This window comes from Clostridium sp. SM-530-WT-3G, assembly GCF_012843905.1.
GTDB lineage: Bacteria > Bacillota > Clostridia > Clostridiales > Clostridiaceae > Clostridium.
In genome coordinates, this window is record NZ_JABAGC010000015.1 from 1 (window position 1) to 22,777 (window position 22,777).

The 22,777-nt window shown below is 28.0% G+C and carries 20 protein-coding genes; 19 read left to right on the forward strand and 1 reads right to left on the reverse strand.

Annotated elements, in window-relative coordinates; translation table 11 throughout:
• Positions 1–170: 170 nt before the first annotated feature.
• The 12 genes from HF850_RS07455 to holA all read left to right on the forward strand — a co-directional run bounded on the left by HF850_RS07455 (position 171) and on the right by holA (position 14,033).
• The gene (locus HF850_RS07455; RefSeq protein WP_169104840.1) at positions 171–1,124 is read left to right on the forward strand and encodes a DUF4003 family protein; all 954 of its coding nucleotides are present in this window, start codon (positions 171–173) and stop codon (positions 1,122–1,124) included.
• 120 nt (positions 1,125–1,244) lie between these two features.
• Complete coding sequence (locus HF850_RS07460) at positions 1,245–2,291, forward strand: DNA polymerase IV (RefSeq protein WP_169104841.1); 1,047 nt, start codon at positions 1,245–1,247, stop codon at positions 2,289–2,291.
• Between the two features lie 148 nt (positions 2,292–2,439).
• Complete coding sequence (locus tag HF850_RS07465; RefSeq protein ID WP_169104842.1) at positions 2,440–4,746, forward strand: AAA family ATPase; 2,307 nt, start codon at positions 2,440–2,442, stop codon at positions 4,744–4,746.
• 197 nt (positions 4,747–4,943) lie between these two features.
• Entirely contained in the window at positions 4,944–5,279 is a 336-nt protein-coding gene (gene spoIIAA, locus HF850_RS07470; protein WP_169104843.1) for an anti-sigma F factor antagonist, read from the forward strand.
• A gap of 15 nt (positions 5,280–5,294) precedes the next feature.
• Positions 5,295–5,726, forward strand: coding sequence for an anti-sigma F factor (spoIIAB, locus tag HF850_RS07475; RefSeq protein WP_169104844.1), 432 nt, complete (start codon positions 5,295–5,297; stop codon positions 5,724–5,726).
• Positions 5,727–5,735: 9 nt separating this feature from the next.
• Positions 5,736–6,491 (forward strand): RNA polymerase sporulation sigma factor SigF, encoded by a 756-nt coding sequence (sigF, locus tag HF850_RS07480; protein WP_169104845.1) that lies wholly within the window; start codon positions 5,736–5,738, stop codon positions 6,489–6,491.
• A gap of 208 nt (positions 6,492–6,699) precedes the next feature.
• Entirely contained in the window at positions 6,700–7,173 is a 474-nt protein-coding gene (spoVAC, locus tag HF850_RS07485; protein WP_169104846.1) for a stage V sporulation protein AC, read from the forward strand.
• A 15-nt stretch (positions 7,174–7,188) separates the two neighbouring features.
• Entirely contained in the window at positions 7,189–8,211 is a 1,023-nt protein-coding gene (spoVAD, locus tag HF850_RS07490) for a stage V sporulation protein AD (RefSeq protein WP_206151619.1), read from the forward strand.
• Positions 8,212–8,239: 28 nt separating this feature from the next.
• Positions 8,240–8,596 carry a stage V sporulation protein AE gene (gene spoVAE / locus HF850_RS07495; protein ID WP_169104847.1) on the forward strand — a complete coding sequence of 119 codons (357 nt, stop codon included), beginning with the start codon at positions 8,240–8,242 and terminating at the stop codon, positions 8,594–8,596.
• 115 nt (positions 8,597–8,711) lie between these two features.
• Positions 8,712–11,237, forward strand: coding sequence for a cation-transporting P-type ATPase (locus tag HF850_RS07500; protein ID WP_347564416.1), 2,526 nt, complete (start codon positions 8,712–8,714; stop codon positions 11,235–11,237).
• A 4-nt stretch (positions 11,238–11,241) separates the two neighbouring features.
• Positions 11,242–12,954, forward strand: a complete 1,713-nt coding sequence (locus tag HF850_RS07505; protein WP_169104849.1) for a ComEC/Rec2 family competence protein — start codon at positions 11,242–11,244, stop codon at positions 12,952–12,954.
• A 44-nt stretch (positions 12,955–12,998) separates the two neighbouring features.
• Positions 12,999–14,033, forward strand: coding sequence for a DNA polymerase III subunit delta (holA, locus tag HF850_RS07510; protein ID WP_169104850.1), 1,035 nt, complete (start codon positions 12,999–13,001; stop codon positions 14,031–14,033).
• A gap of 118 nt (positions 14,034–14,151) precedes the next feature.
• On the opposite strand, the gene rpsT is transcribed toward holA, so the two are convergent.
• On the reverse strand, positions 14,152–14,415 hold the full coding sequence (rpsT, locus tag HF850_RS07515; RefSeq protein ID WP_169104851.1) for a 30S ribosomal protein S20: 264 nt from the start codon (positions 14,413–14,415) through the stop codon (positions 14,152–14,154).
• Positions 14,416–14,785: 370 nt separating this feature from the next.
• Between rpsT and gpr the strand changes: the two genes are divergently transcribed.
• From gpr to grpE, 7 genes are all read left to right on the forward strand, one after another.
• Positions 14,786–15,769, forward strand: a complete 984-nt coding sequence (gpr, locus tag HF850_RS07520; RefSeq protein ID WP_169104852.1) for a GPR endopeptidase — start codon at positions 14,786–14,788, stop codon at positions 15,767–15,769.
• Between the two features lie 211 nt (positions 15,770–15,980).
• On the forward strand, positions 15,981–17,066 hold the full coding sequence (locus tag HF850_RS07525; RefSeq protein ID WP_243159436.1) for a stage II sporulation protein P: 1,086 nt from the start codon (positions 15,981–15,983) through the stop codon (positions 17,064–17,066).
• A 148-nt stretch (positions 17,067–17,214) separates the two neighbouring features.
• The gene (locus HF850_RS07530; protein WP_169104854.1) at positions 17,215–17,559 is read left to right on the forward strand and encodes a hypothetical protein; all 345 of its coding nucleotides are present in this window, start codon (positions 17,215–17,217) and stop codon (positions 17,557–17,559) included.
• Positions 17,560–17,837: 278 nt separating this feature from the next.
• Positions 17,838–19,643 (forward strand): translation elongation factor 4, encoded by a 1,806-nt coding sequence (gene lepA / locus HF850_RS07535; RefSeq protein ID WP_169104855.1) that lies wholly within the window; start codon positions 17,838–17,840, stop codon positions 19,641–19,643.
• Positions 19,644–19,710: 67 nt separating this feature from the next.
• Positions 19,711–20,835, forward strand: a complete 1,125-nt coding sequence (hemW, locus tag HF850_RS07540; protein ID WP_169104856.1) for a radical SAM family heme chaperone HemW — start codon at positions 19,711–19,713, stop codon at positions 20,833–20,835.
• Between the two features lie 269 nt (positions 20,836–21,104).
• Positions 21,105–22,136 carry a heat-inducible transcriptional repressor HrcA gene (hrcA, locus tag HF850_RS07545; RefSeq protein WP_169104857.1) on the forward strand — a complete coding sequence of 344 codons (1,032 nt, stop codon included), beginning with the start codon at positions 21,105–21,107 and terminating at the stop codon, positions 22,134–22,136.
• Between the two features lie 36 nt (positions 22,137–22,172).
• On the forward strand, positions 22,173–22,772 hold the full coding sequence (gene grpE / locus HF850_RS07550) for a nucleotide exchange factor GrpE (RefSeq protein ID WP_169104858.1): 600 nt from the start codon (positions 22,173–22,175) through the stop codon (positions 22,770–22,772).
• The last annotated feature ends 5 nt before the right edge of the window (positions 22,773–22,777 follow it).

The window sequence follows — 22,777 nt, forward strand, 5'->3', positions numbered from 1 at the left end:
TTCTTAATTTTCTGAAAAATTAAAGCTGAAATTAAGAAGATTTTAAACATATAAATAAATTTACTCTTTAAAGCTGAAGAGAAATTAATTAGATTTTAATATTTATACAAGATATGATATAATTTTTACTGAGAAAACATTTTCGTAATTGTTATAAATGGGGAGATAAGATGGAAAAAGTAATAAAAGATGTCTGTGATTATACTATAAATAATTATAGATATGCTGTACAGAATTTAAGATATGATGGTGATTATATAAATCATTATTCTGCACTTGTGAATGGATATTATAAAAAATCCATTAATGATAAAGAAGTTAAGGAAATAAGAACATATATAAGAAAAAATACTCATAATATGTCTGTACTAAGAGGGGATATACTTTACATAGTTTCATTTTTAATAGAATTATGCAATGGAGATAAGATTGAAATATGCAATGAAATAATAGAAACATTAGAAATGCTTACTGATTATGGTTTTAAGGAATGTGGTTATTTAGCATTAGTATCATATTCTATAGTGAAATATTGTGATAGAAGTAAGAGAGAAGAGGTAATAAAAAAGACTAAGAACATTTTCATGGCTATGAAAAAGAAATATGGTAATTTAACAACAGAAGATGATTATCTTTTATGTGCATTATTAGCTATAAGCAATATAGATTTTCAAAATATATTAGAAAAGGAAGATTATATATTTAAAAGAATGCATAATTTGAAATTATTCTCAGACAATGGAGTTCAGTGCCTGACTAATTCAATGATACTCAATACTAAGAAAAATATAGCAGAAGATGTATCAGAATTTCTTTTAAATCTAAAAGATAAAGGAATAAAAGTTGGACGTCAATTTTTACAATTAATAGGTATAATGATTAAAGACCAAGATTTAGAAAAAAGTATAGAAGATTTAAATGAAGTTATAGAATATTTATGTAATGAAGAAAGTGAATATGGCTTTTATATTGATAAAGGCTTTAGAAATATGATTGCTTTTATGATTGTATTTATGGATTATGATAGGCATGAAATAAAATATGTAGATGAACTTCTTGCATTTGGAACATATTCATTTTTACTTAGTAAGAATCAAGGACTTTTTAATGAAGTATTAGCATAGATATATACTTTAAAATTTTGACTAGATAATTAATAGTGTTATCTGGTCTATTTTTTTATAAAAATATTTATGATAAAGTATTGTTAAGAATAATATGTTATGTAGAGGTGTAGAATTGTTATGGATAATAATATCTTACATGTTGATATGGATGCTTTTTTTGCATCAGTAGAGCAAAATGATAATCCAGAGCTTAGGGGTAAACCTGTTATTGTTGGAGGAATAAGTGAAAGAGGTGTTGTTTCTACATGCTCCTATGAAGCTAGAAAATATGGAGTACATTCAGCAATGCCTATATTTATGGCAAAAGAAAAGTGCCCAAATGCAGTATTTGTAAGTGGAAGATATGGGAGATATACAAAAGTTTCTCAAGATATATTTAAGATACTAAATGAGGTAACACCAATTATAGAACAAGTATCTATAGATGAAGGATACTTAGATATCTCAGGGAGTAGATTTACAAGTGGACTTGAAGCAGCTAGATATATTAAAAATAAGGTATATAGAGAAGTTGGATTAACCATATCAGTAGGTATTTCATATAATAAATTTCTTGCAAAGCTTGCTTCAGATTGGAATAAGCCAAATGGTATAAAGGTAATATCAAAAGATATGGTACCAGATATTTTATTACCTCTTCCAATTTCTGAAATACATGGCCTTGGAAAAGTATCAGTAGGGAAGCTTAATAATATGGGAATATATTATATCCGTGATTTATATAAAATGCCTAAAGAATTTTATATTGAGTATTTGGGGAAGAATGGATTAGAAATATATGAAAGGATTAGGGGCATAGATAATCGGAAAATAGAAACTGTACGTGAAAGAAAATCTATCGGAAAAGAAAGAACATTAAAATTTGATACAAATAATAAAGAAGAATTATTAGAATATATAAAAGAATTTTCCTATGAAATTGAAGATATTTTAAGTAGAAAAAATATTTCGGGAAAGACTGTGACTCTTAAATATAAAACAAAAGATTTTGAAAATCATACAAGAAGTAAAACACTAAATCATTATTTATCTACCAATAAGGAAATATATAATACTGCTAAAGAAATATTGGAAAATGAAGAGTTTGAAGAAAATGTAAGGCTGATAGGAGTGAGTATATCTTCATTTAAAGAAACTCAAATTGAGCAGATGACTTTGTTATAAAATATATAATTTAATTTATTTCTAAAAAAAGTATATCTATTTTAGCACTTAAAGAATATTAATATTATATACTATTAATTTAAGGAGGAGACTACTTTGGAAAAATGCAGTTGAGTTTTGGAAGAATAAATTCAAAGTAGAATAAATTATGAAGAGAGAATTAACTCTAAATGAAATTATTTTTTCAGCAGCGTGTAATGATGTAACAATACAAACTGATATTAATAGAATACCCAAAAATAAGACTACATTAAATAAGATTAAAAAAGCTTTAAGTGTTGAAAAAGATGGATACAATATTTATTATGTTGATTCTTTTTCTAAAGAAAAATTAGAAGATTTGATTAATTATATTGAAAGTATATATGAAAATAAAGATAGACCGCAGGATATATGTTATGTAATAAGTGGAGAATATAGTAATCCTTTACCTTTGTTTGTCCCAAATGGTAAGGGAAATCTTCTAAAGGAAATGTTGGATGACATAAAGGAAAAGTATATAGATTGTATAAGTGATTTTTATAGTAGTAGCTCTGATGAAGAGAAGGAAGGAATAATTGAAGAAATAAGTGAAAAAAGAAATAATTATATAACAAGTCTTATGAATATGGCTAAAGCTAAGAATTTTGACATTAAGGCTACAAGTAATGGATTTGTATTTGTTCCTTTAAAAGACCAGGGAAATGAGATGACTAAGGACGAATACAATAATCTTGAAGGAGAAACTCAAGAAAGTATTGAAAAGCAGGCAAGTAATTTAAAAAAAGAAGCAGAGATAGTTCTAGAAAAATTAAAAGAAATTGAAACTGATTCAATAGGAAAATTAAAAAATATATATAAAGACTATTTAAGTCAAAATATGCAAAAATATAAAGATGATTTTTTATTAGAATTTATAACTGAGGATAATGTTTATAGATATCTAGTTGAAATATTTGCTGCTATAGATGATGAAGTTGTTGAATGTTATTCTATTAATCTTGAAGATGATGAAGAGGATATTCAAGATATATTTAAAAAATATGATGTTAACGTAATTGTGGATAATTCAGAGATAGAACATCCTAGAGTAATATATGAAGAGGACCCTATTATTTCAAATTTAATTGGAAATATAGAGTATAGGAATACAAATGGATCATATACCACTGATATTTCATTAATTAATGCTGGAAGCCTTATTAAAGCAAATGGTGGATGTTTAATATTAAGATTAAGTTCGTTGGTAAGTAGTGGTAGTAGTTATTATTATTTAAAAAAAGCACTAACTCATGGGATTGTTGATTATAATTATACTAAAAATTACCTCGATGTGCTTTCGATTGCAGGCTTAAAACCAGGAAGCATTCCTGTTGATGTTAAGGTAATACTAATTGGTGATTATGAAAGTTATGAAATATTATTTGATAAAGATGAAGATTTTAAAAGAATATTTCCTATAAAGATAGAAGCAGATACAGAAATAAAATATGATAGTTTTTCTAGAAATTCAATTATATCTATGATAGAAAGCAAGATAAAAAAGGATAAATTATTAAAGATTAATGATGATGCAGTTGATGAAATAATTAAGTACCTAGCAAGAATTGCTGGAGATAGAAGAAAGATATCAGTAGATGATTATTATTTAAATAGGATTTTATATTTAGCCCATAATAATGCCCAAATAGAAGATAGAAAAGAGATAACAAGAGAAGATATAATTGATATTGCTTATGAAGAAGAAAAAATATTAGATGAAGTAATTGAAAGTTATAGAAGTAAAAAGATTTTATTTACTACAACTGGAGAAAAGGTTGGAATAGTCAATGCACTGGCAGTTGTGGGAACTGGAAGCTACAGTTTTGGAAAACCTATGAGAGTGACTTGTCTTGCACTTCAAGGGGAAGGAAGGATAATAGATATTCAAAAGGAATGTAAACTGAGTGGAAGTATTCATGAAAAATCTATTTCAATATTACAAGGATTATTAAGTAGCCTTTTAAGTCCTTATGAAAAACTACCTGTAGATTTGCAATTAAGCTTTGAACAGACCTATGGAATGGTTGAAGGTGATAGTGCATCAGTTGCAGAAATAATATGCATATTATCGGCATTAAGTAAAAGGCCTATAAGACAGAACATTGCAGTTACAGGATCCATAAATCAGTTTGGAGAGATACAGCCTATAGGAGGTGTTAATGAAAAAATTGAGGGATTTCATAGAGTTTGTAGGGAAATAGATACAATTGAAAATAAAGCTGTTCTTATTCCAAGTACAAATGTAAATGAACTAATTTTAACTGGAGAAGTAGAAGAAGATATTAGAACAGGTAAATTTCATATATATACTATGGAAAATCTTGATGATGCTATTGAAGTATTGATTTTAAACAAGGGTGAGTCAGTTAAGGGCTTTTTTAAAGAAATAGATGATGAATTATCTAAATATAGAAATAATAAAAAGAAGAAATAGTGGTCTAAAACTCAGTGATAAGTACTATTTTTCGCTGAGTTTTTTGCATTATAAAATAAATTTAAATTGTAATGAATAAAATAATTGACGTTGCACTGAAAAATATGTTAATATATGGTAAAAAGATCTTATGTAAGGAGGTGAATGGAGTATATCTCAAGTGTTAATATTATATTAATTGGGATACTTCTAAGTAAATGTATATAGGGTTTGAGAAAAAGAATGATATTTTAATTGTTAATTTAAGTGGAGAACTTGATCACAATAGTGCAGAATCAGTACGGGTAAAGGTAGATAATAAGATTGATGAAGATAACATAACAAAAATTATATTAAACTTTTCAGGCGTTACTTTTATGGATAGTTCAGGAATTGGTGCTGTTATAGGACGCTATAAGAAAGTTTCTAATATAGGAGGAAAGCTTTGTGTAGCAGAAGTAAATAAAAATGTTGATAAGATATTTGATCTTGCAGGTTTATATAAAATAATAAAAAAATATAGTAATGTTAATGAAGCTGTGATGAGTATTTAGAGGAGGGGGCTAATCATGTCTGAAAATAAAATGAATTTGGAGTTTTTAAGTAAATCTCAGAATGAGGGATTTGCTAGAGTTGCTGTTGCCGCTTTTGTAGCTCAGTTAGACCCAACAATAGATGAGATAAGTGATGTTAAAACTGCTGTGTCAGAAGCAGTAACTAATTGTATAATACATGGATATGAAAGCAGAGAAGATGGAATAATCAGAATTGAAACAGAAATAAAAGATAGAGAGGTTATTATATCTATAGAAGATAAAGGTAAAGGAATTGATGATGTAGCACAGGCTATGGAACCTTTGTATACTTCAAGGCCTGACCTTGAGAGATCAGGAATGGGATTTACAGTAATGGAGACATTTATGGATGACTTAAAAGTTGAAAGCAAAAAAGGAATAGGCACTAAAGTAGTAATTAAGAAGAAATTCAACATGGTAAGTTAGGTGAATAATATGGAAAAAGAGAATATTAAACGAGAAGACTATAATTATAATCAAAATGGTGAATTGTTATCTTTAGCTAAAAAAGGTGATAATGATGCTATGAATAAATTGATTGAAATGAATCTTCCTTTAGTTGCATCTATAAGTAAAAAGTTCTTAAATAGGGGATATGAATATGAAGACATATTTCAAATTGGTTCAATTGGCTTAGTTAAGGCAATTAATAATTTCGATTTAAATTTTAATGTTAAGTTTTCAACTTATGCTGTTCCAATGATAGTAGGAGAAATAAAGCGTTTTTTAAGAGACGATGGAATGATAAAAGTAAGCCGTAATGTAAAAAGTCTTGCAAGGAAAATTCATTTTTATAAAGAAGAACTTACAAATAAATTGAAGAGGACACCTACAATAGAAGAATTGGCAGAATATGCTGACGTAGAAAAAGAAGAAATAGTATTTGCAATGGAATCGTCTAACACACTGCAATATTTATATGATACTATACATCAAGATGATGGTGCTCCAGTTTTACTAATAGATAAATTAAGTGAAAAGAGTTCTGAAGATACTAATTTGATTGAAAAGATAGCACTTAAGGAGGCATTACGTAGCTTAGATGAAAAAGCAAGGCAGATTATAATGCTTCGTTATTTTAAGGATAAAACTCAAGTTCAGGTAGCTAATATGCTTGGTATAAGCCAAGTTCAGGTATCGAGAATAGAAAAAAAGGTTCTCCGTCAGATGAAAAAGAAATTGGAGGAATAACTATATTAAAAATTAATAGAAAACTATAAGAAAAAATAATGGAGTTATATATGAAAAAGAATGTAATAAATTATTAGAAGAAGCTATTTATATAAGAATAAGTAGTTTCTTTTTTTATACTTAAAGTTTTGTATTTATATAAGTAAGCTTTTGAATTAAAACTATTAAATTAACAAATAATAAGCTTAATAAAAGGAGAGTGAGTGTATTGAGTAGTAAGAGTCAAAGAAGGGAAGATAATTTAAAAAAGAAATATGAAACTATGGCAAATGAAATTACTCCAAAATCAAGGATATTTAAGGATTGTTGGCAGGCCTTTTTGGTTGGAGGGTTAATCTGTGATATAGGACAATTTGTGCATAATATTTTTTCAAACCTTGGTTTTCCAGAAGAACAGGTAATGAATATAGTGCCTATAATAATGATTTTTTTAGGCGCATTACTTACTGGAACTGGTACATATAGTAAACTTGCGAATTTTGGAGGTGCAGGTACAGTAGTACCTATAACAGGTTTTTCAAATGCTGTGGTTTCTCCCGCAATAGAATTCAAAAAAGAAGGATTTATATTTGGAGTAGCTGCAAAGATGTTTACTATTGCTGGTCCTGTTTTGGTATATGGTATAGGAAGTTCAGTAATAATCGGAATTGTCTATTATATAGTTTTGTTAATTCAAAGATAAAAGGAGAGTTATATTATGGCTACGATGAAAAAGAAGAAGATTGGAACACAGACAGTAAAACTAGAACATCCTCCTAAAATAATAGCAACTTACTCAATAGTTGGTCCCAAAGAAGGTGAAGGACCTTTAAGTTCATATTTTGATGAAATATTAAGTGATGACACGTGTGGAAAAGATAGTTTTGAGCAGGCTGAAAGTCAGATGATGTTTACAGCTATAAGTGAAGCAATTAAAAAGGCAGGTTTAGAAGAAAATGATATAGATTATTTATTTTCTGGAGATTTATTAAATCAGATAATTTCTTCGAGTTTTGCGGCCAGAGAATTTAGTATACCTTTTTTTGGACTATATGGAGCATGTTCAACAATGTCAGAGTCCCTTAGTCTTGCATCAATAATTATGGATGGTGGATTTGCTGATCATGTTGTTGCAACTACATCTTCACACTTTAGTTCAGCTGAAAGACAATTTAGATTTCCTTTAGATTATGGTTCTAAAAGACCTCAGACATCTCAATGGACAGTAACAGGATCGGGAGCAGTTGTTTTAGGTCATGAGGGAAACTACCCTGAGGTTACATATGTTACAACAGGAAAAGTAAAAGATTTTGGGCAAAAAGATGCTAATAATATGGGAGCTGCAATGGCACCTGCAGCAGTAGATACAATAGTAAATCATTTTAAAGATACGGGAAGAAAACCAAGTGATTATGATGTAATTGCTACTGGTGATCTTGGAAAAATAGGTCGTGAATTATCAGATAAATTAATTATAGAGTATGGATATGATATAAGGGATAATCATATTGATTGTGGAGAAATAATATTTGATAATGAGAAACAGAATACAGATGCTGGAGGAAGTGGATGTGGATGTTCAGCTGTAGTTTTTACTGGATATTTATATAAGAAACTTTTAAAAAAAGAAATAAAGAAAGTGCTATTAGTATCTACAGGAGCACTTATGAGTACAACTTCGTCACTTCAAGGCGAAACAATACCTGGAATTGCACATGCAGTTGCTATAGAAATGAATTAAATAAATTTAATTAAAAAGGAGTTTTTTTATGGATTATATAAATGCATTTATAGTTGGGGGATTAATTTGTGTTATTGCACAAGTATTAATTGATCTTACTAAATTGACAGCAGGAAGAATACTAGTTGTGTTTGTAACTCTAGGTGCTATATTAGGTGCATTTGGATTATATGATAAGTTAGTAAGTATAGGAGGAGCAGGTGCAACAGTACCACTACCAAGTTTCGGGAATGCATTAGCTAAATCAGCTATAAAAGAAGTTAAGGAAATAGGACTGTTAGGAGCTTTTACAGGTGGTATTAAAGGAGGAGCAGCAGGTATAACAGCATCTGTATTTTTTGGATATTTAATGGCTCTTATATTTAATCCTAAAACAAAAAAGTAAAAACTTAATTAAGTTTGAATTATTTATTACGAAAAATTATGGTGACTTATGTTTTGCTTTTTATAGCATTAGTACATATAATTACATTGAAATAGAGAAGAAAATACATAGGATGGTGGGGGTTTTGGAAAAGTATTGTAATAATTCGTGGAGTCGGATTGTTGAATTGCTTGAGAGTGATATTAAAAAGGGAATAAAGGAAGAAAGAGTGCCTATATCAAAAAGAAAATATGGCAGTAATAAAATAGAAATTCATAATAAAAAAACATATAAATATATTTTAGATGAAATAATACAAAAGTATACATTATTATTTATTATAATATCTATTGTATTATTTGCATTTAATAGTTATATTTATGGATTTATATGTGTAGCTATATTGCTTATAAATATATTTTTAAGTATGTTTTATCATACAAAAAGAGATAGTGAAATTAATAAACTTAAGAGTGTGGTTTCTGGTGAAGCCATAGTTATAAGAGATGGAATACAAAAATGTGTAAGTAATGATGAACTTGTGGTTGGAGATATAGTTCTATTATATAAAGATTGTATTGTTCCTGCAGATATAAGAATAATAAACGCTGATAATCTTAAAGTTAATGAAAAAAATATAACTGGAGACAAGAAATTAAAAACTAAATTTTCTGATACCATAATAGGAACAGTTTCTGATCTTAAAGAAATGGAGAATTTATTATTTAAGGGTTCGGTAATATCTTCTGGAGAGGCTTTAGGAGTAGTAATTGCTGTTGGTGGAAATACGCAGATTGGAAAGACTCTGACTATGCTTATGTATTCTAGTATTAAAAAACATAGTTATGGAAGAATGGTGAATTCTAATTTTGAAAAATATCTTTATGTTTATACGAGTATTGTGGCTGTACTTAGTATATATTTTTTGTATTGTGGACAAGGAGTACAGAAAGAGAATGCTGCTTTAGTAATGTTTATATTGGGATGCTGTCCATTTTTTGTTGTTAATTTACTTGGTGTTATGGGTGTTACAAAGAAGTTTTTAAAAGATAAAATAAAAATTATTAATTTTTCTGTATTTAACTTAATTGAGAATATAAATATTTTATTTTTAGATAAAGTTGGTTCTATAAGTAAAAACGAAATGGTAGTAAGAAATTTATATTTAAATGATGAACTGATATCTACAGATGATCCATATGTTAATGAGGTTACATTTGATAGAATAATTGAAATAGCTCTTATATGTAATAATGCAGAATACAATTCTGAAAGTGACATTGGAATTGGTGAAATGGATGAAGTTTCATTATTAAAGTATGCAGCAAGGAAAAAGATATATAAGTCATCTATAGATAATAGAAGTAAAAAGATTATTGATCTTCCTAAAGATAATGATAAAGCATTTTCTACTATTGTTTGTAAGCTTAATCGAGGTTTTAGAGCAAATTCACGTGGTAATGTTGATATAGTTCTTGAACGATGTACTCATATAATGATAAATGGTATTGAAAGAGAACTTACTGATGAATATAGAAATAAAATAAAAGAAATAGATATGAATTTATCATTTAAAGGGTTAATTACACAAGGATTTGCATATAGAAATTTTAATTATGAACCATCTAAGGATGGAAATATTGAAAGTAATATGGTGTTTGTGGGAATAATTGCCTTTGAAAACCTACTTAAAGATAATTTGAAATATAGTTTAAATAAGATAAATAACGAGGGATTAATACCTATAATTTTTACTGAAGAAGGAAAATTAAGTGCTATAACAAGTCTTAAGAAAGCAGGTGTAATTAAGAATAGTACTCAAGTTGTTGCTGGAATAGAATTAGATTCGCTGAATCATCATGAACTTAAGGAGCTTTTGTGTAGAGCAAGAGTATTCTGCAGAGTTACTCCTGATATTAAATCTAAGATTGTATCATTATTCGTAAAGGATGGGTATAATGTTGCGACTACTGGAGATAAATTAAGTGATATGAGAGCGCTTAATTTATCAGATGTAGGCATAAGTAAAGGAAATGCATCTTCTATAGTTCAAAAAGTTTCAGATGTATTCATAGAAGAAAATTATCTTGATGGATTCTTTAAAATAAGAAATTTTTCTAAAGTGCTTAAGAAAAATATAGATAACACATTGAAAACTTATTTTATGATTATACTTTCAGAACTTCTTATATTGTTGATTAATAATATTATTGGTCAAAATTGTACTTTAGATATGTGGGATATTTTGACTATAAATTATTTTATGTTTATACCTTTATCACAAGCTTTATTATTAGGAAATGGAGTGGGAATGAGAAAGAGGGATTTTCTTATAAGATCAGTTGTATTAGCTACTCTTAGTTGTATTTCTATGTATAAAGTAGAGGGGCGAGAAGCCTCTATTATTCCTCTTGTTATAATTTCAATAGGTGCTATTTTTTACACATTATTTTCAAGCAAAATATCTTTTAAAAGGTTTAGCAATGAACTTTTAATGTGTTTAATATCTTTATTGATAGTATGTGTAGCAGTAGTAGTTATTATTATAATGAATAATATAGTACCAAGAGACATAGTTATTATAGAAATAATAATTTGTAGTATATTTTTATTTATATTTGAAATTTTATATGGAAAGTGGCAAAACTCTTTAATGAGGTGAGCCTATGTATAAAATAAAAAAGATTAATCAAGTAAACAATCCAATAATATATTTATTTCTAGCTTTAGGTGTTAGTTCTATTTCTTATGGAATAAATAATGATTTAAGAGAACTGTCTGTTTTTTTAACAGTTCTCTTTTTTATATGGATTTTTTTATTATGGGGAGTTAATTTTACTATAATTTCAGTAATATTTTTTGCTGTAGGATTATTTATAAATTATTCTTACTATAAAATTTCAAATGAAATTTATGACGAAGTGAGGATAGTAAAAGTAAATACATATGAAACTATAGGTGATCTTAAAGGTAAAAAGCTATTAATTGAAAATTATAGCAAATATAAGTTTGAAGTAGGGCAATTATATAATATGTATGGCAAAATTGATAAAGGAGAACAAAATAAATACAATGGGGTAGTGGGGCAGCTGAAAGTCAAATCTATAAATAAGTGTAATGATGATTTTATAACTAAATTATATAAAATAAAGGACAATATTTATGATAGACTTAAAGAAAACTTAGGAACAAGAAAAGCTGGTTTCTTATCATCAATAGCATTTGGATATTCTGATATGCTTGATAGTAGTGATAAAAATGATATGAAAAGATTTGGTATAGTTCATAGTGTTAGTGTATCTGGTCTTCATGTAGCTGTTGTTTATGGATTTTTAAGAATATTTATGAGAAATAAATTAGGACTTCTATTATGTTTTATATATGTTATATTTACTGGGAGAAATTATTCAAGTATAAGGGCATTTATAATGCTTGGAACTATTGAAGGTGCAGCAATAGTTAAGAGGAATAATAACTCAATTTCTTCACTTTGCCTTTCAGCCATGATTTTAACAATTTATAAACCTTATAGTATATTTGAAATATCTTTTCATTTATCATATTTAGCAACATTGGGAATAATATTGATGAATAAAAAAATTAATAATAAGTTATATAAGTTTCCAGAAAAACTAAGAGAGGGACTTTCTGTTACTTTAAGTGCTCAAGTTTTTACAGTTCCATATTTATTATTGATTTTTAAAGATTTATCTCTGAATTTTATTATTGGGAATTTGTTCTTGGTTCCTTTTGTGGATTTATTTGTTATTTTAGGAAATTTACTACTTATATTTTATAGTTTCAATAATTTATTTGATTTTATAAGCTATTTAATATTAAAAGGTATAAATATATTTGACATAGTATTAAGTAATATTGATAATTTCTCTTTACCTATTTTTTATGGAAATGAATATTTTGCTATGATGTATTTAGCAATTATGATTAGTATTTATTTTGTACAAAAAGGATTTAAAAAGATTATACATATGCCTATTGCAGTTTTGTGTATAATAATAATTCAATTATACAGCCCAGTACCAAGTATTAAATATTATAATGAAGGAGCTATACTTATTTCTTATAAAGGAGATAGAGTTCTTATATCTAATAAAAAACAGATAGATATGGATAGGCTTGCGAAGATTTCAGAAGCAGATAAAGTTTATACCAATATAAATAAGGTGGATTTATACAATAAATGTATAATAAAAAGCTTAGGGAAAAATTATTTATTAGAAACTCCTTATAAAAAATATTTATTAAAAATGTCTGGTAGTGAAAAAGGTAATGGTGATTATGATATAATAAATTTTAAAGATGGACCGTTCAATAAGATTTATATATGGAATAATGATATAATAAAAACTTGTTCATAAAAGTTATTTAGAAAATTAACATTTGCTGTGAGAGGATAATTGTTTTGATTAATTACGATGTTTATGAAAAAGAGATAGAAAAAGGAAATATTAAAAATGGATATATTTTCTCCGGATTAGATGAGGAACTTATTAAAGATGGGATTCAATTAATAGTGCAAAGAGAAATTGCAGAAGATTTTAAAGAATTGAATTTAATCAGAATTGATGGAATGAATACAAATTTTGATGAAATTATGAATGCATGTGAGACTATGCCATTCATGTCAGAAAAAAAGGTTGTAATTATATATAGAGCTAATTTTCTTCAGGAAAAAACTGATTCATCTGGAACTAAAATTTATAATGATATAAAAAAATATGTTGCAGATATGCCACCATATACAACCCTTATAATGTATTATTTATGCAAGGATAAGAGAGATAAACCAAATAAAAATAAAAAGTTGACACCTATAGAAAAATATTTTCCTGTAGTCTATTGTGATAAATTAAAAAGAGATAAGTATCTTAAAAAGGTTGATGGAATATTTAAAGAAAGAGGAAAAGCTGTTGGAAGGACAGAGCTTGCATATTTCTGTGAAAAAGTTCAGAATAACTTTGATATTATTAAAAGAGAAGCTGATAAACTTGTAGCTTATACTGAAGGAAGAGAGATAAAAAAGAGTGATATAGATCTTCTTATTTCAAGCTCAAGTGAAGAGGATGTATTTGATCTTGTAGAGCTTATTGCACATAAGAAAATTGATAAAGCTATTGATCTTATAAGGGAAATATTAGTTAAATCAGATCAACATATGCTTATAATAACTGCAATAGAAAAACATTTTGCTAGATTATATGAAATAAAAGTAGGTGTATCTCAAGGGAAAAGAGTAAATCAATTTATCTCAGAGCTTAGGCTTCCTCAATTTGTATGCGAAAAACTTATGAGTCAAAGTAGTAGATTTACAGAAAAGCAGTTATGTGAATTAGTAAAACTATGTGTTAATACAGAAACTAAATTGAAATCATCTGGCGTAGATAAAGATATGGAGATGGAATTTCTTCTTATAAATACACTTACAGTAAAAAAGTAAAGTTATAAATGCAATTTTGAAGAGATATATGTTTAGTAATAAAAAAAGAAGCGCAGGTGCGCTTCTTTTATATATATATACGAAAATAACCCACCAACAAAGTGGCGGGTCAATCAAATTATGCCATAGCGTTTAACTTAGCAGCTAATCTTGATTTCTTTCTAGCAGCCATGTTCTTATGAACAACTCCCTTAGAAGCAGCCATGTCTAATGACTTAACTACTGATGTAAATAAAGCTTTAGCTTCTTCGTTGTTTTTAGCTTCTACAGCAGCTTCAAACTTCTTTATTGCAGTCTTTAAAGCAGATTTGATCATTCTGTTCTTTAAAGTCTTAACTTCAGTAACTTTTATTCTCTTTTTTGCTGATTTAATATTTGCCATTCTTAATTCACCCCCTTAGATTTTTATAGGGTCTCTTGCAGTTTTTTGGGGAAATCTGCGTTCGAGTTCATATTCAACAAACCTTATTATAACATCACAACTTATGTAATTCAAGTATTAAATTAATGTATACAGGAAAAAATAGATTTAATCAGAAGATAAAGAGACAAATCAGTTGAAATATTAAAAATATGTAATGAAAACATAAATTGTAAGTATGAATTTGACTTATAAATTATAGTTTGTCATAACGACTTATTTGCTGTTGAATATTAGGATAATTTAAAAGTTGATTTATTAAAATAAGAATATAACTTTAAGATTATTAACTGTTAAGTATAAGTTGTTAACGAAGAAAGGTGTTGTTTATATGATTAATGTAAGAACAGATTTAGCATTGGAAGCAAGGGAAATTTATAAAGAAAGTCATAAAGATGAAAGAGATATAGATGGAATTGAGGTTTTAGAAGAAACTGATAAGGATATAAAGGTTACTACAGTAAAAGTAAAAAATGATGATGGAGCTAAAAAATTAGGAAAACCAAAAGGAAATTATGTGACTATAGATATACCACAGTTTACCGCTTATGATGGTGAAACTATGGATAGAGTATCTGAAGTTGTTGCTGAAGTTTTAAGTAGGATGATTGAGATAGATGTTGAAAAAACAATATTAGTTGTAGGTCTTGGTAACTGGCAGGTAACACCAGATGCATTAGGTCCTAAAGTTACTCAAGGAATTATGGTTACAAGACATTTAAAAACTGTTATGCCTGAAGCCATTGATAATTCTGTAAGGCCTGTATGTTCTATATCACCAGGAGTATTAGGGGTAACGGGAGTAGAAACTGTAGAAATAATAAAAGGGGTAGTGGAAAGAGTTAAACCAGATATGGTAATATGCATAGATGCTTTAGCTGCTAGAAGGGTAGAAAGAGTTAATAATACAATTCAAATAGGCGATACGGGAATATCTCCAGGAGCAGGTGTTGGAAATAATAGAAAGCAAATTAATGAGGAAAATTTAGGCGTTAAAGTTATAGCTATAGGTGTTCCAACTGTAGTCGATGCAGTAACAATAGCTAATGATACTATTGACTTAGTTGTAGATTCATTAATACATAATTCAAAAAGTGGAAATGAATTTTATGAAATGCTTAAGAACTTAGACAAAAATGAAAAAGGAGCATTAATAAGAGAGGTTTTATCATCGAAGGCATTAGGTGAAATGATAGTAACACCAAAAGATATAGATAAGGTTATAGAATCTTTAGCAAAAATAATTGCAAATGGTATAAATATAGCTGTTCAACCTAATATGGATATGGAAGATATAAATAAGTTTATGAATTAAGAGAATAATTATGTAAATCTATTAATATAAATATATAAGTAAAGCAAAAGCTGGTACGAGGAAATCTAAATGTAAATGTCCGTAAAAATAGAGATTTCTTAATAGATATCAGCTTTTAATTTTATAAAACTGTTAATTGTTATATGCTTTGAAGAATAGGATTTGAAGATATTAACTGTTAACTGAATTTTGGGGGATTAAAATGATATATATGAAAAAGCCTAATTGTGCTTTAAGAAGAAATGGGATAAGAGGTAAACCTTATATCAGTATGAAGGTATTGATACTTGTTTTCTTAATAATTGTATTGTTTATACGCTTTGCAATAGTATTGAAAAACAATAAGGAGCGAGGTGCGTTTTTCTATGTACAGCTTTTAAATTTCAGCATGCCTGTAGTTGAAAATCAGATATATGATGAAGCAAACTATTCAGAAAATAAACTATCAATTGAAAATGTATTGTTACAGGTTATGGGATTGGATAATATAACTTACAAGGGAATAATAAAAAATGAGATTCCATTGGTAGGATGCGTAAGCACAGATATTTTAGAAGGAGCAACTAATGGGGAGGGTGGTAAATTAAGTTTCAACCCATTTGTAGTTAATGAAGATAGCATTAGTAAAACTACACCTGTTACAGCAGATAGTAGTAATACTCAGATATATAATCCAGCATTGAAAAAGACACTTGATAATTCAAAGCCTGAAGTACTTATATATCATACTCATACCAACGAAAACTATAATGCTAATGCACCAGATAGTTATAATGAAGAAACAAATGTTGTTGGAGTAGGTGATGTTCTTGAAAGGGAACTTGAAGATAATTATGGTATTTCTGTTATTCATGATAAAACAGATCATTGTAAGTCATATAATGATAGTTATAAAAGGTCTAATGAAACTGTATATAATTATCTAAGCAAGTATGGGGATTTTAAAATGATAATAGATCTCCATAGAGATTCTGTTGACAATAAAGCAGCTACAACAACAGATATATATGGAATGAGTGCAGCTAAGATAATGTTTGTAAATGCAAAAAATAGTACTAGATATGCTAAAAATAAGGAATTGACAGATAAAGTTTATAATAAGACATCAGAATTATTTCCTGGTCTTGTAAGGAAAATAACTACTTATAATAGAGGTAAAAATGCATTTAACCAGAGTTTAAGTGATGGATGCATATTATTTGAAGTTGGATCACATACAAATACACCAGAAGAAGCAAAGGTTACTGCCCAGTGTATGGCTAGAGTAATTGCAGAAATCCTTAATGGAAACAATTAAGAATAATATTTAATAAAAAGAACGCTATATTGTTTATGTGATAAGCGTTCTTTTTATGTAAGATTCTATATGTATACTGATTAGATTAAATATTTTATGGAAATACTATAACAAAATCTATAAATTATTTAATAGGAAGTGTATATTATTGAAAAGTATTAAAAAGAGATACATATTGAGAAAGGTTATACCCTCTATATTCCTTTTTATTGCAGCATGTGCAGGGTTAATAAAAATTAATATAATAAATACTAGAGCATTATCACCAATTGGTAATGGTAAAGAAAATTATGAAATTGTAAGTGAGGAATTTGGTGAAGATTTTTCAAAATTTATTAAAGATAATTCAGTATTGAAAATATATTGCAACAAAGGAGAGGATATTTTAGTAAGGATAAAAGAAAATGATTTTAAAATAAAAAGTAAATTATCTTTTATAGATGATTTTAAAAATAAAATTGATGAATTAGTAAACCAGGTTAAAAATATATAAACAAGTATGGTAAATACGCAACATAAGAATTTAGGATTACTTAAATTTTCATAGCCATATTAAAGGGTTATATGTTATAATTTAGCTGATTTAATTATAACGGGGGTGAAAAGCTAAACTTTTAACAGTTGAGAGTTGAAAGTTGAAAGTGGAGAATTTATATGATGAAATTATTTCATAATTTCTAACTAATAAGTATATTACGAAAATCTCAGAGGGATTTTTTCTTTACTATCAATTATCAGCTATAAACTATCAACTGAATAAGTTAGTGTAATATGAAAAATGACAGACAACAACATATAAGAAATTTTTCAATAGTAGCACATATTGATCACGGTAAGTCAACCCTTGCGGACAGATTACTTGAAACTACAGGAACCTTAACTAAAAGGGAAATGGAAGAACAAGTTCTAGATAATATGGAGATAGAAAGAGAAAGAGGAATTACAATAAAATCTCAGGCAGCGAGACTTGTATATAGAAGAGACGATGGCGAGGAATTTATTCTGAACTTAATTGATACTCCAGGGCATGTAGACTTTAACTATGAAGTTTCAAGAAGTCTTGCAGCATGTGAAGGTGCAGTACTTGTAGTAGATGCTACTCAAGGAATACAGGCTCAGACTTTAGCAAACTGCTATCTTGCATTAGATAATGATTTAGAAATTACACCTGTAATTAATAAGATTGATTTACCTTCAGCAAGACCTGATGAAGTAAAACAGGAAATTGAAGATATAATTGGTATAGATGCAGAAGAAGCACCACTTATTTCAGCAAAAACAGGTTTAAACATTAAAGATGTTTTAGAATCTGTAGTAAATAATATACCTGCTCCTACTGGAGATGAAAATGCTCCTCTTAAAGCGCTTATTTTCGACTCATATTATGACAGTTATAAAGGTGTTGTATGTATAGTTAGAATAAAAGATGGTAAAGTAAAAGTTGGCGATAAGATAAAACTTATGGCAACTGAAAAGGTATATGACGTTACAGAAGTTGGAGTATTTACTCCAAATGTTTTACCAATAGGTTCTTTAAGTGCTGGTGATGTTGGATATATTACTGCATCAATAAAGAATGTAAGAGATGCTAGAGTAGGTGATACTATAACAGAAGCTGCTAGACCTACAGAAGAAGCACTTCCAGGTTATAAACCAGCTATTCCAATGGTTTATTCAGGTATATATCCAGTGGATGGATCAAAATATGATGAATTAAAAGAAGCATTAGAAAAATTACAAATAAATGATGCTGCATTAAGCTTTGAACCAGAAACTTCTATTGCATTAGGATTTGGATTTAGATGTGGATTCTTAGGGTTATTACATATGGAAATAATTCAAGAAAGAGTTGAAAGAGAATTCAACTTAGATATAATCACTACTGCACCATCAGTTATTTACAAAGTAATAAAGACAGATGGTGAAGTACTTGATATTACAAATCCAACAAATCTGCCTCCAATGACAGAAGTTGACTATATGGAAGAGCCAATAGTAAAAGCATCAATCATAACTCCAAAAGACTATGTTGGTGCAGTTATGGAATTATGTCAGGATCGTAGAGGAACATATATTGATATGCAGTATATTGAAGAAACAAGAGCTGTTGTTAATTATGAAATTCCATTAAATGAAATAATATATGATTTCTTTGATACATTAAAATCAAAGACAAGAGGATATGCTTCTCTAGATTATGAATTTAAAGGATATACAAGAACTAAGCTTGTTAAGCTTGATATATTATTAAATGGAGATATTGTTGATGCATTATCAATGATAGTGCCTGAAGAAAGAGCTTATCATAAAGGAAGAGGAATAGCGGAAAAATTAAAGGAAATAATTCCAAGACAAATGTTCGAAGTTCCAATTCAAGCAGCTGTAGGTTCTAAAATTATAGCGAGAGAAACAGTAAAAGCTATGAGGAAAGACGTATTAGCTAAATGTTATGGTGGAGATATTTCAAGAAAGAAGAAACTTCTTGAAAAACAAAAAGAAGGTAAGAAGAGAATGAGACAGGTTGGATCTGTTGAAGTTCCACAAGAAGCATTTATGGCTGTATTAAAAGTAGATTAATAAAAATTTTAATTAAAAGGCTGACCTGTATAAGGTCAGCCTTTTTGAATTTTAGGAGGAAATTTTAATGAAAGAAATGTCTTTATATATACATATTCCATTCTGCAAGCAAAAATGCTTTTATTGTGATTTTTCATCATATGCAGGAAAAGAATCTTTAATGAGTGAGTATATAGATGCTTTAAATAAAGAAATATTAGAAAAAGCTTGTGGATATAAAATTAGAAGTATATTTATTGGTGGTGGAACACCTTCATATCTTGATGCACAAAGTATGGATAAGTTACTTGGTACCATAAATAAATTATCATTTGCAGATGAGATAGAATTTACAATGGAATGTAATCCAGGAACTTTAAATGAAGAAAAGCTTGTTATAATGAAGAAAAATAACGTAAATAGATTGAGTCTAGGGCTTCAATCTACAAATAATTCACTTTTGAAGGATATTGGAAGAATTCATAATTTTAATGAATTTAAAGAAAATTATATTCTTGCAAGGAAGCATGGCTTTGATAATATAAATGCTGATTTAATGTTTGGTCTTCCTGGTCAGACTATATATGATTGGAAACAGTCTTTGGAAGATGTAATATCATTAAATGTAGACCATATATCAGCATACAGTCTTATTATTGAAGAGGGTACATATTTTTATAATCTTTATGAGAAGGATAAGCTTAATCTACCAAGTGAAAATGATGAAAGAACTATGTATGCAATGACTAAGGATATATTAAATAAGCAAGGATATCATCAATATGAAATTTCTAATTATGCAAAGGAAGGAAAAGAATGTTTTCATAATAAAGTATATTGGCAATGTGATGAATATTTAGGATTAGGAGTTTCAGCAAGTTCATTTATAAATGAAAAAAGAATTAAAAATATAGATAATATAAAAGAATATATTAATAAAATAAGCAATAATGAAGAAGTTTCAGAAGAAATACATTGTAATGATTTAAAAGATGATATGGAAGAATTTATGTTTATGGGACTTAGAATGATTGAAGGAATAGATATTAGTAATTTTAAGAAGAGATTTGGAAGAGATATATATGATATTTATAAAGAACCAATTGAAAAGCATATTAAAGATGAACTATTAATATGTGATTCGGGAAAATTAAGATTAACATCGAAAGGTATTGAACTTTCTAATTATGTTATGAGTGACTTTATATTATAAGAACTATTGAGTATAAATTTAGTAATAAACTTATGTTACATTACTTGAGATGATTAAAGTATACATATTTTTAATATTAAAAATGAAATGAATAGAAAAGCAAAGAAAATTATAGTATATGGCAGATAATGTTGGAAAAACAATTAAATATGCTGGATACAAGTCAAAAATAAGAGATATTAGAATTGACAAAAATCCACATTAATAATATATTAAAAACATAGTCATTAGCACTCAACATTAACGAGTGCTAACAAAGAGGTGAGATTATGAGTATTGATGATAGAAAAATAAAAATTCTTCAAGCTATTATCAATGATTATATTCGTACTGGAGATCCCGTAGGATCGAGAACTATAGCTAAAAACTATGATTTAGGTATAGGACCTGCAACTATAAGAAATGAAATGGCTGATCTTGAGGATATGGGATATTTAGAGCAACCTCATGCTTCATCAGGAAGAGTTCCATCAAGCAAAGGTTATAGATTATATGTTGATAAGCTTATGCAGAGTCAAGATTTGACTGTAGAAGAAGATCTTAAGATTAAACAGTATATAATTGATACAGCAATGCTTGAAGTAGATAAGATTGTTAGACAGACAAGTGCTCTTTTATCAGAATTAACAAAGATGACGTGCATAATAGAAGCACCATCAGTAAAAAAGAGTTTTGTAAAGTCTATTCAGCTTATAAAAGTTGATGAGCATAATCTTGTGTCAGTATTTTTAACGGATACAGGACTTATAAAAAATCATATTTTAAAACTTAAAGGGATTGTTCCTACATCAGATGTTTTAAATAAAATAAATGAGGTCATAAATGCAAGACTTGTAGGTCTTTCAATTCAAGATATAAACTTAGAGGTTATAAATAACCTACAAAGTGAAATTGGAGATTATGATGAAATATTCAATGGAATATTACCTCTTTTATATGAAGCATTAAACACATCTGATTCATCAGAAGTATTCATGGAAGGTGCAACAAATATATTTAACTATCCAGAGTACAATGATATAGATAAAGCTAAGGAAATGTTATCATTATTAAATGATAAAGATTCAATAATGGAGTTATTAAATCCAAGTGATGATATAACTATCAGTATTGGAGATGAAAATTATAGACCACAGGCTAAGGACTGCAGTATTATTTCAGCAGAATATTCTCTCGGGAATAGGCCTATTGGCAAGATAGGACTTATCGGACCTAGAAGAATTAATTATTCTAAGGTAATAACGATAATGTCTGAAGTAGTTAAAGAATTAAACAATATACTAAATAACCAACAGATATAGTTTTATATTTCGAGAGATGAGGTGTAGTTAAAATATATGGAAGAAAATAAAAATGTTAATACTGAAGAAGCAAAAGAAGATAAAGCATGTGAAGTTAATTCTAATGAAGAAGTAAAAGCAACAGAAGAAGCAAATGTTGAAAATGCTAGTGAAAATTCAAAAGTTGACTCTATAGAAGAGGATGAACTAGCTGTGATGAAAGAAAAGAATGAAAAGTTACAAGAAGAATTAGATGCAACTAAAGATAGGCTTCTTAGACTTACGGCAGAATATGATAACTATAGAAAGAGAACTGCTAAAGAAAAAGAAGGAATTTATGGTGATGCATATGTAGATGTTGTAAAAGAAATTCTACCAATCATAGACAACTTAGAAAGAGCTGTTGCAGCCGAAGGAAGTATTGAAGACCTTAAAAAAGGTGTAGAAATGACAATGAAAGGCTGTAAAGATGCATTTGCTAAATTAGGCGTTGAAGAAATAGATGCCAATGGAGAATTTGATCCTAACTTCCATAATGCAGTAATGCATATAGAAGACGAAAATTTAGGTAAAAATGTAGTTGCTGAAGTATTCCAAAAGGGATACAAAAAAGACAATAAAATAATAAGACATACAATGGTTAAAGTAGCTAACTAATAGCA

What these genes read in the sequence shown, in the direction of transcription:
- HF850_RS07455 (WP_169104840.1), top strand. Translation starts at nt 171, where the DNA reads ATGGAAAAAGTAATAAAAGATGTCTGTGATTATACTATAAATAATTAT.
- HF850_RS07460 (WP_169104841.1), top strand. Translation starts at nt 1,245, where the DNA reads ATGGATAATAATATCTTACATGTTGATATGGATGCTTTTTTTGCATCA.
- HF850_RS07465 (WP_169104842.1), top strand. Translation starts at nt 2,440, where the DNA reads ATGAAGAGAGAATTAACTCTAAATGAAATTATTTTTTCAGCAGCGTGT.
- spoIIAA (WP_169104843.1), top strand. Translation starts at nt 4,944, where the DNA reads ATGTATATAGGGTTTGAGAAAAAGAATGATATTTTAATTGTTAATTTA.
- spoIIAB (WP_169104844.1), top strand. Translation starts at nt 5,295, where the DNA reads ATGTCTGAAAATAAAATGAATTTGGAGTTTTTAAGTAAATCTCAGAAT.
- sigF (WP_169104845.1), top strand. Translation starts at nt 5,736, where the DNA reads ATGGAAAAAGAGAATATTAAACGAGAAGACTATAATTATAATCAAAAT.
- spoVAD (WP_206151619.1), top strand. Translation starts at nt 7,189, where the DNA reads ATGGCTACGATGAAAAAGAAGAAGATTGGAACACAGACAGTAAAACTA.
- spoVAE (WP_169104847.1), top strand. Translation starts at nt 8,240, where the DNA reads ATGGATTATATAAATGCATTTATAGTTGGGGGATTAATTTGTGTTATT.
- HF850_RS07505 (WP_169104849.1), top strand. Translation starts at nt 11,242, where the DNA reads ATGTATAAAATAAAAAAGATTAATCAAGTAAACAATCCAATAATATAT.
- rpsT (WP_169104851.1), bottom strand. Translation starts at nt 14,415, where the DNA reads ATGGCAAATATTAAATCAGCAAAAAAGAGAATAAAAGTTACTGAAGTT.
- gpr (WP_169104852.1), top strand. Translation starts at nt 14,786, where the DNA reads ATGATTAATGTAAGAACAGATTTAGCATTGGAAGCAAGGGAAATTTAT.
- HF850_RS07525 (WP_243159436.1), top strand. Translation starts at nt 15,981, where the DNA reads ATGAAAAAGCCTAATTGTGCTTTAAGAAGAAATGGGATAAGAGGTAAA.
- lepA (WP_169104855.1), top strand. Translation starts at nt 17,838, where the DNA reads ATGAAAAATGACAGACAACAACATATAAGAAATTTTTCAATAGTAGCA.
- hemW (WP_169104856.1), top strand. Translation starts at nt 19,711, where the DNA reads ATGAAAGAAATGTCTTTATATATACATATTCCATTCTGCAAGCAAAAA.
- hrcA (WP_169104857.1), top strand. Translation starts at nt 21,105, where the DNA reads ATGAGTATTGATGATAGAAAAATAAAAATTCTTCAAGCTATTATCAAT.
- grpE (WP_169104858.1), top strand. Translation starts at nt 22,173, where the DNA reads ATGGAAGAAAATAAAAATGTTAATACTGAAGAAGCAAAAGAAGATAAA.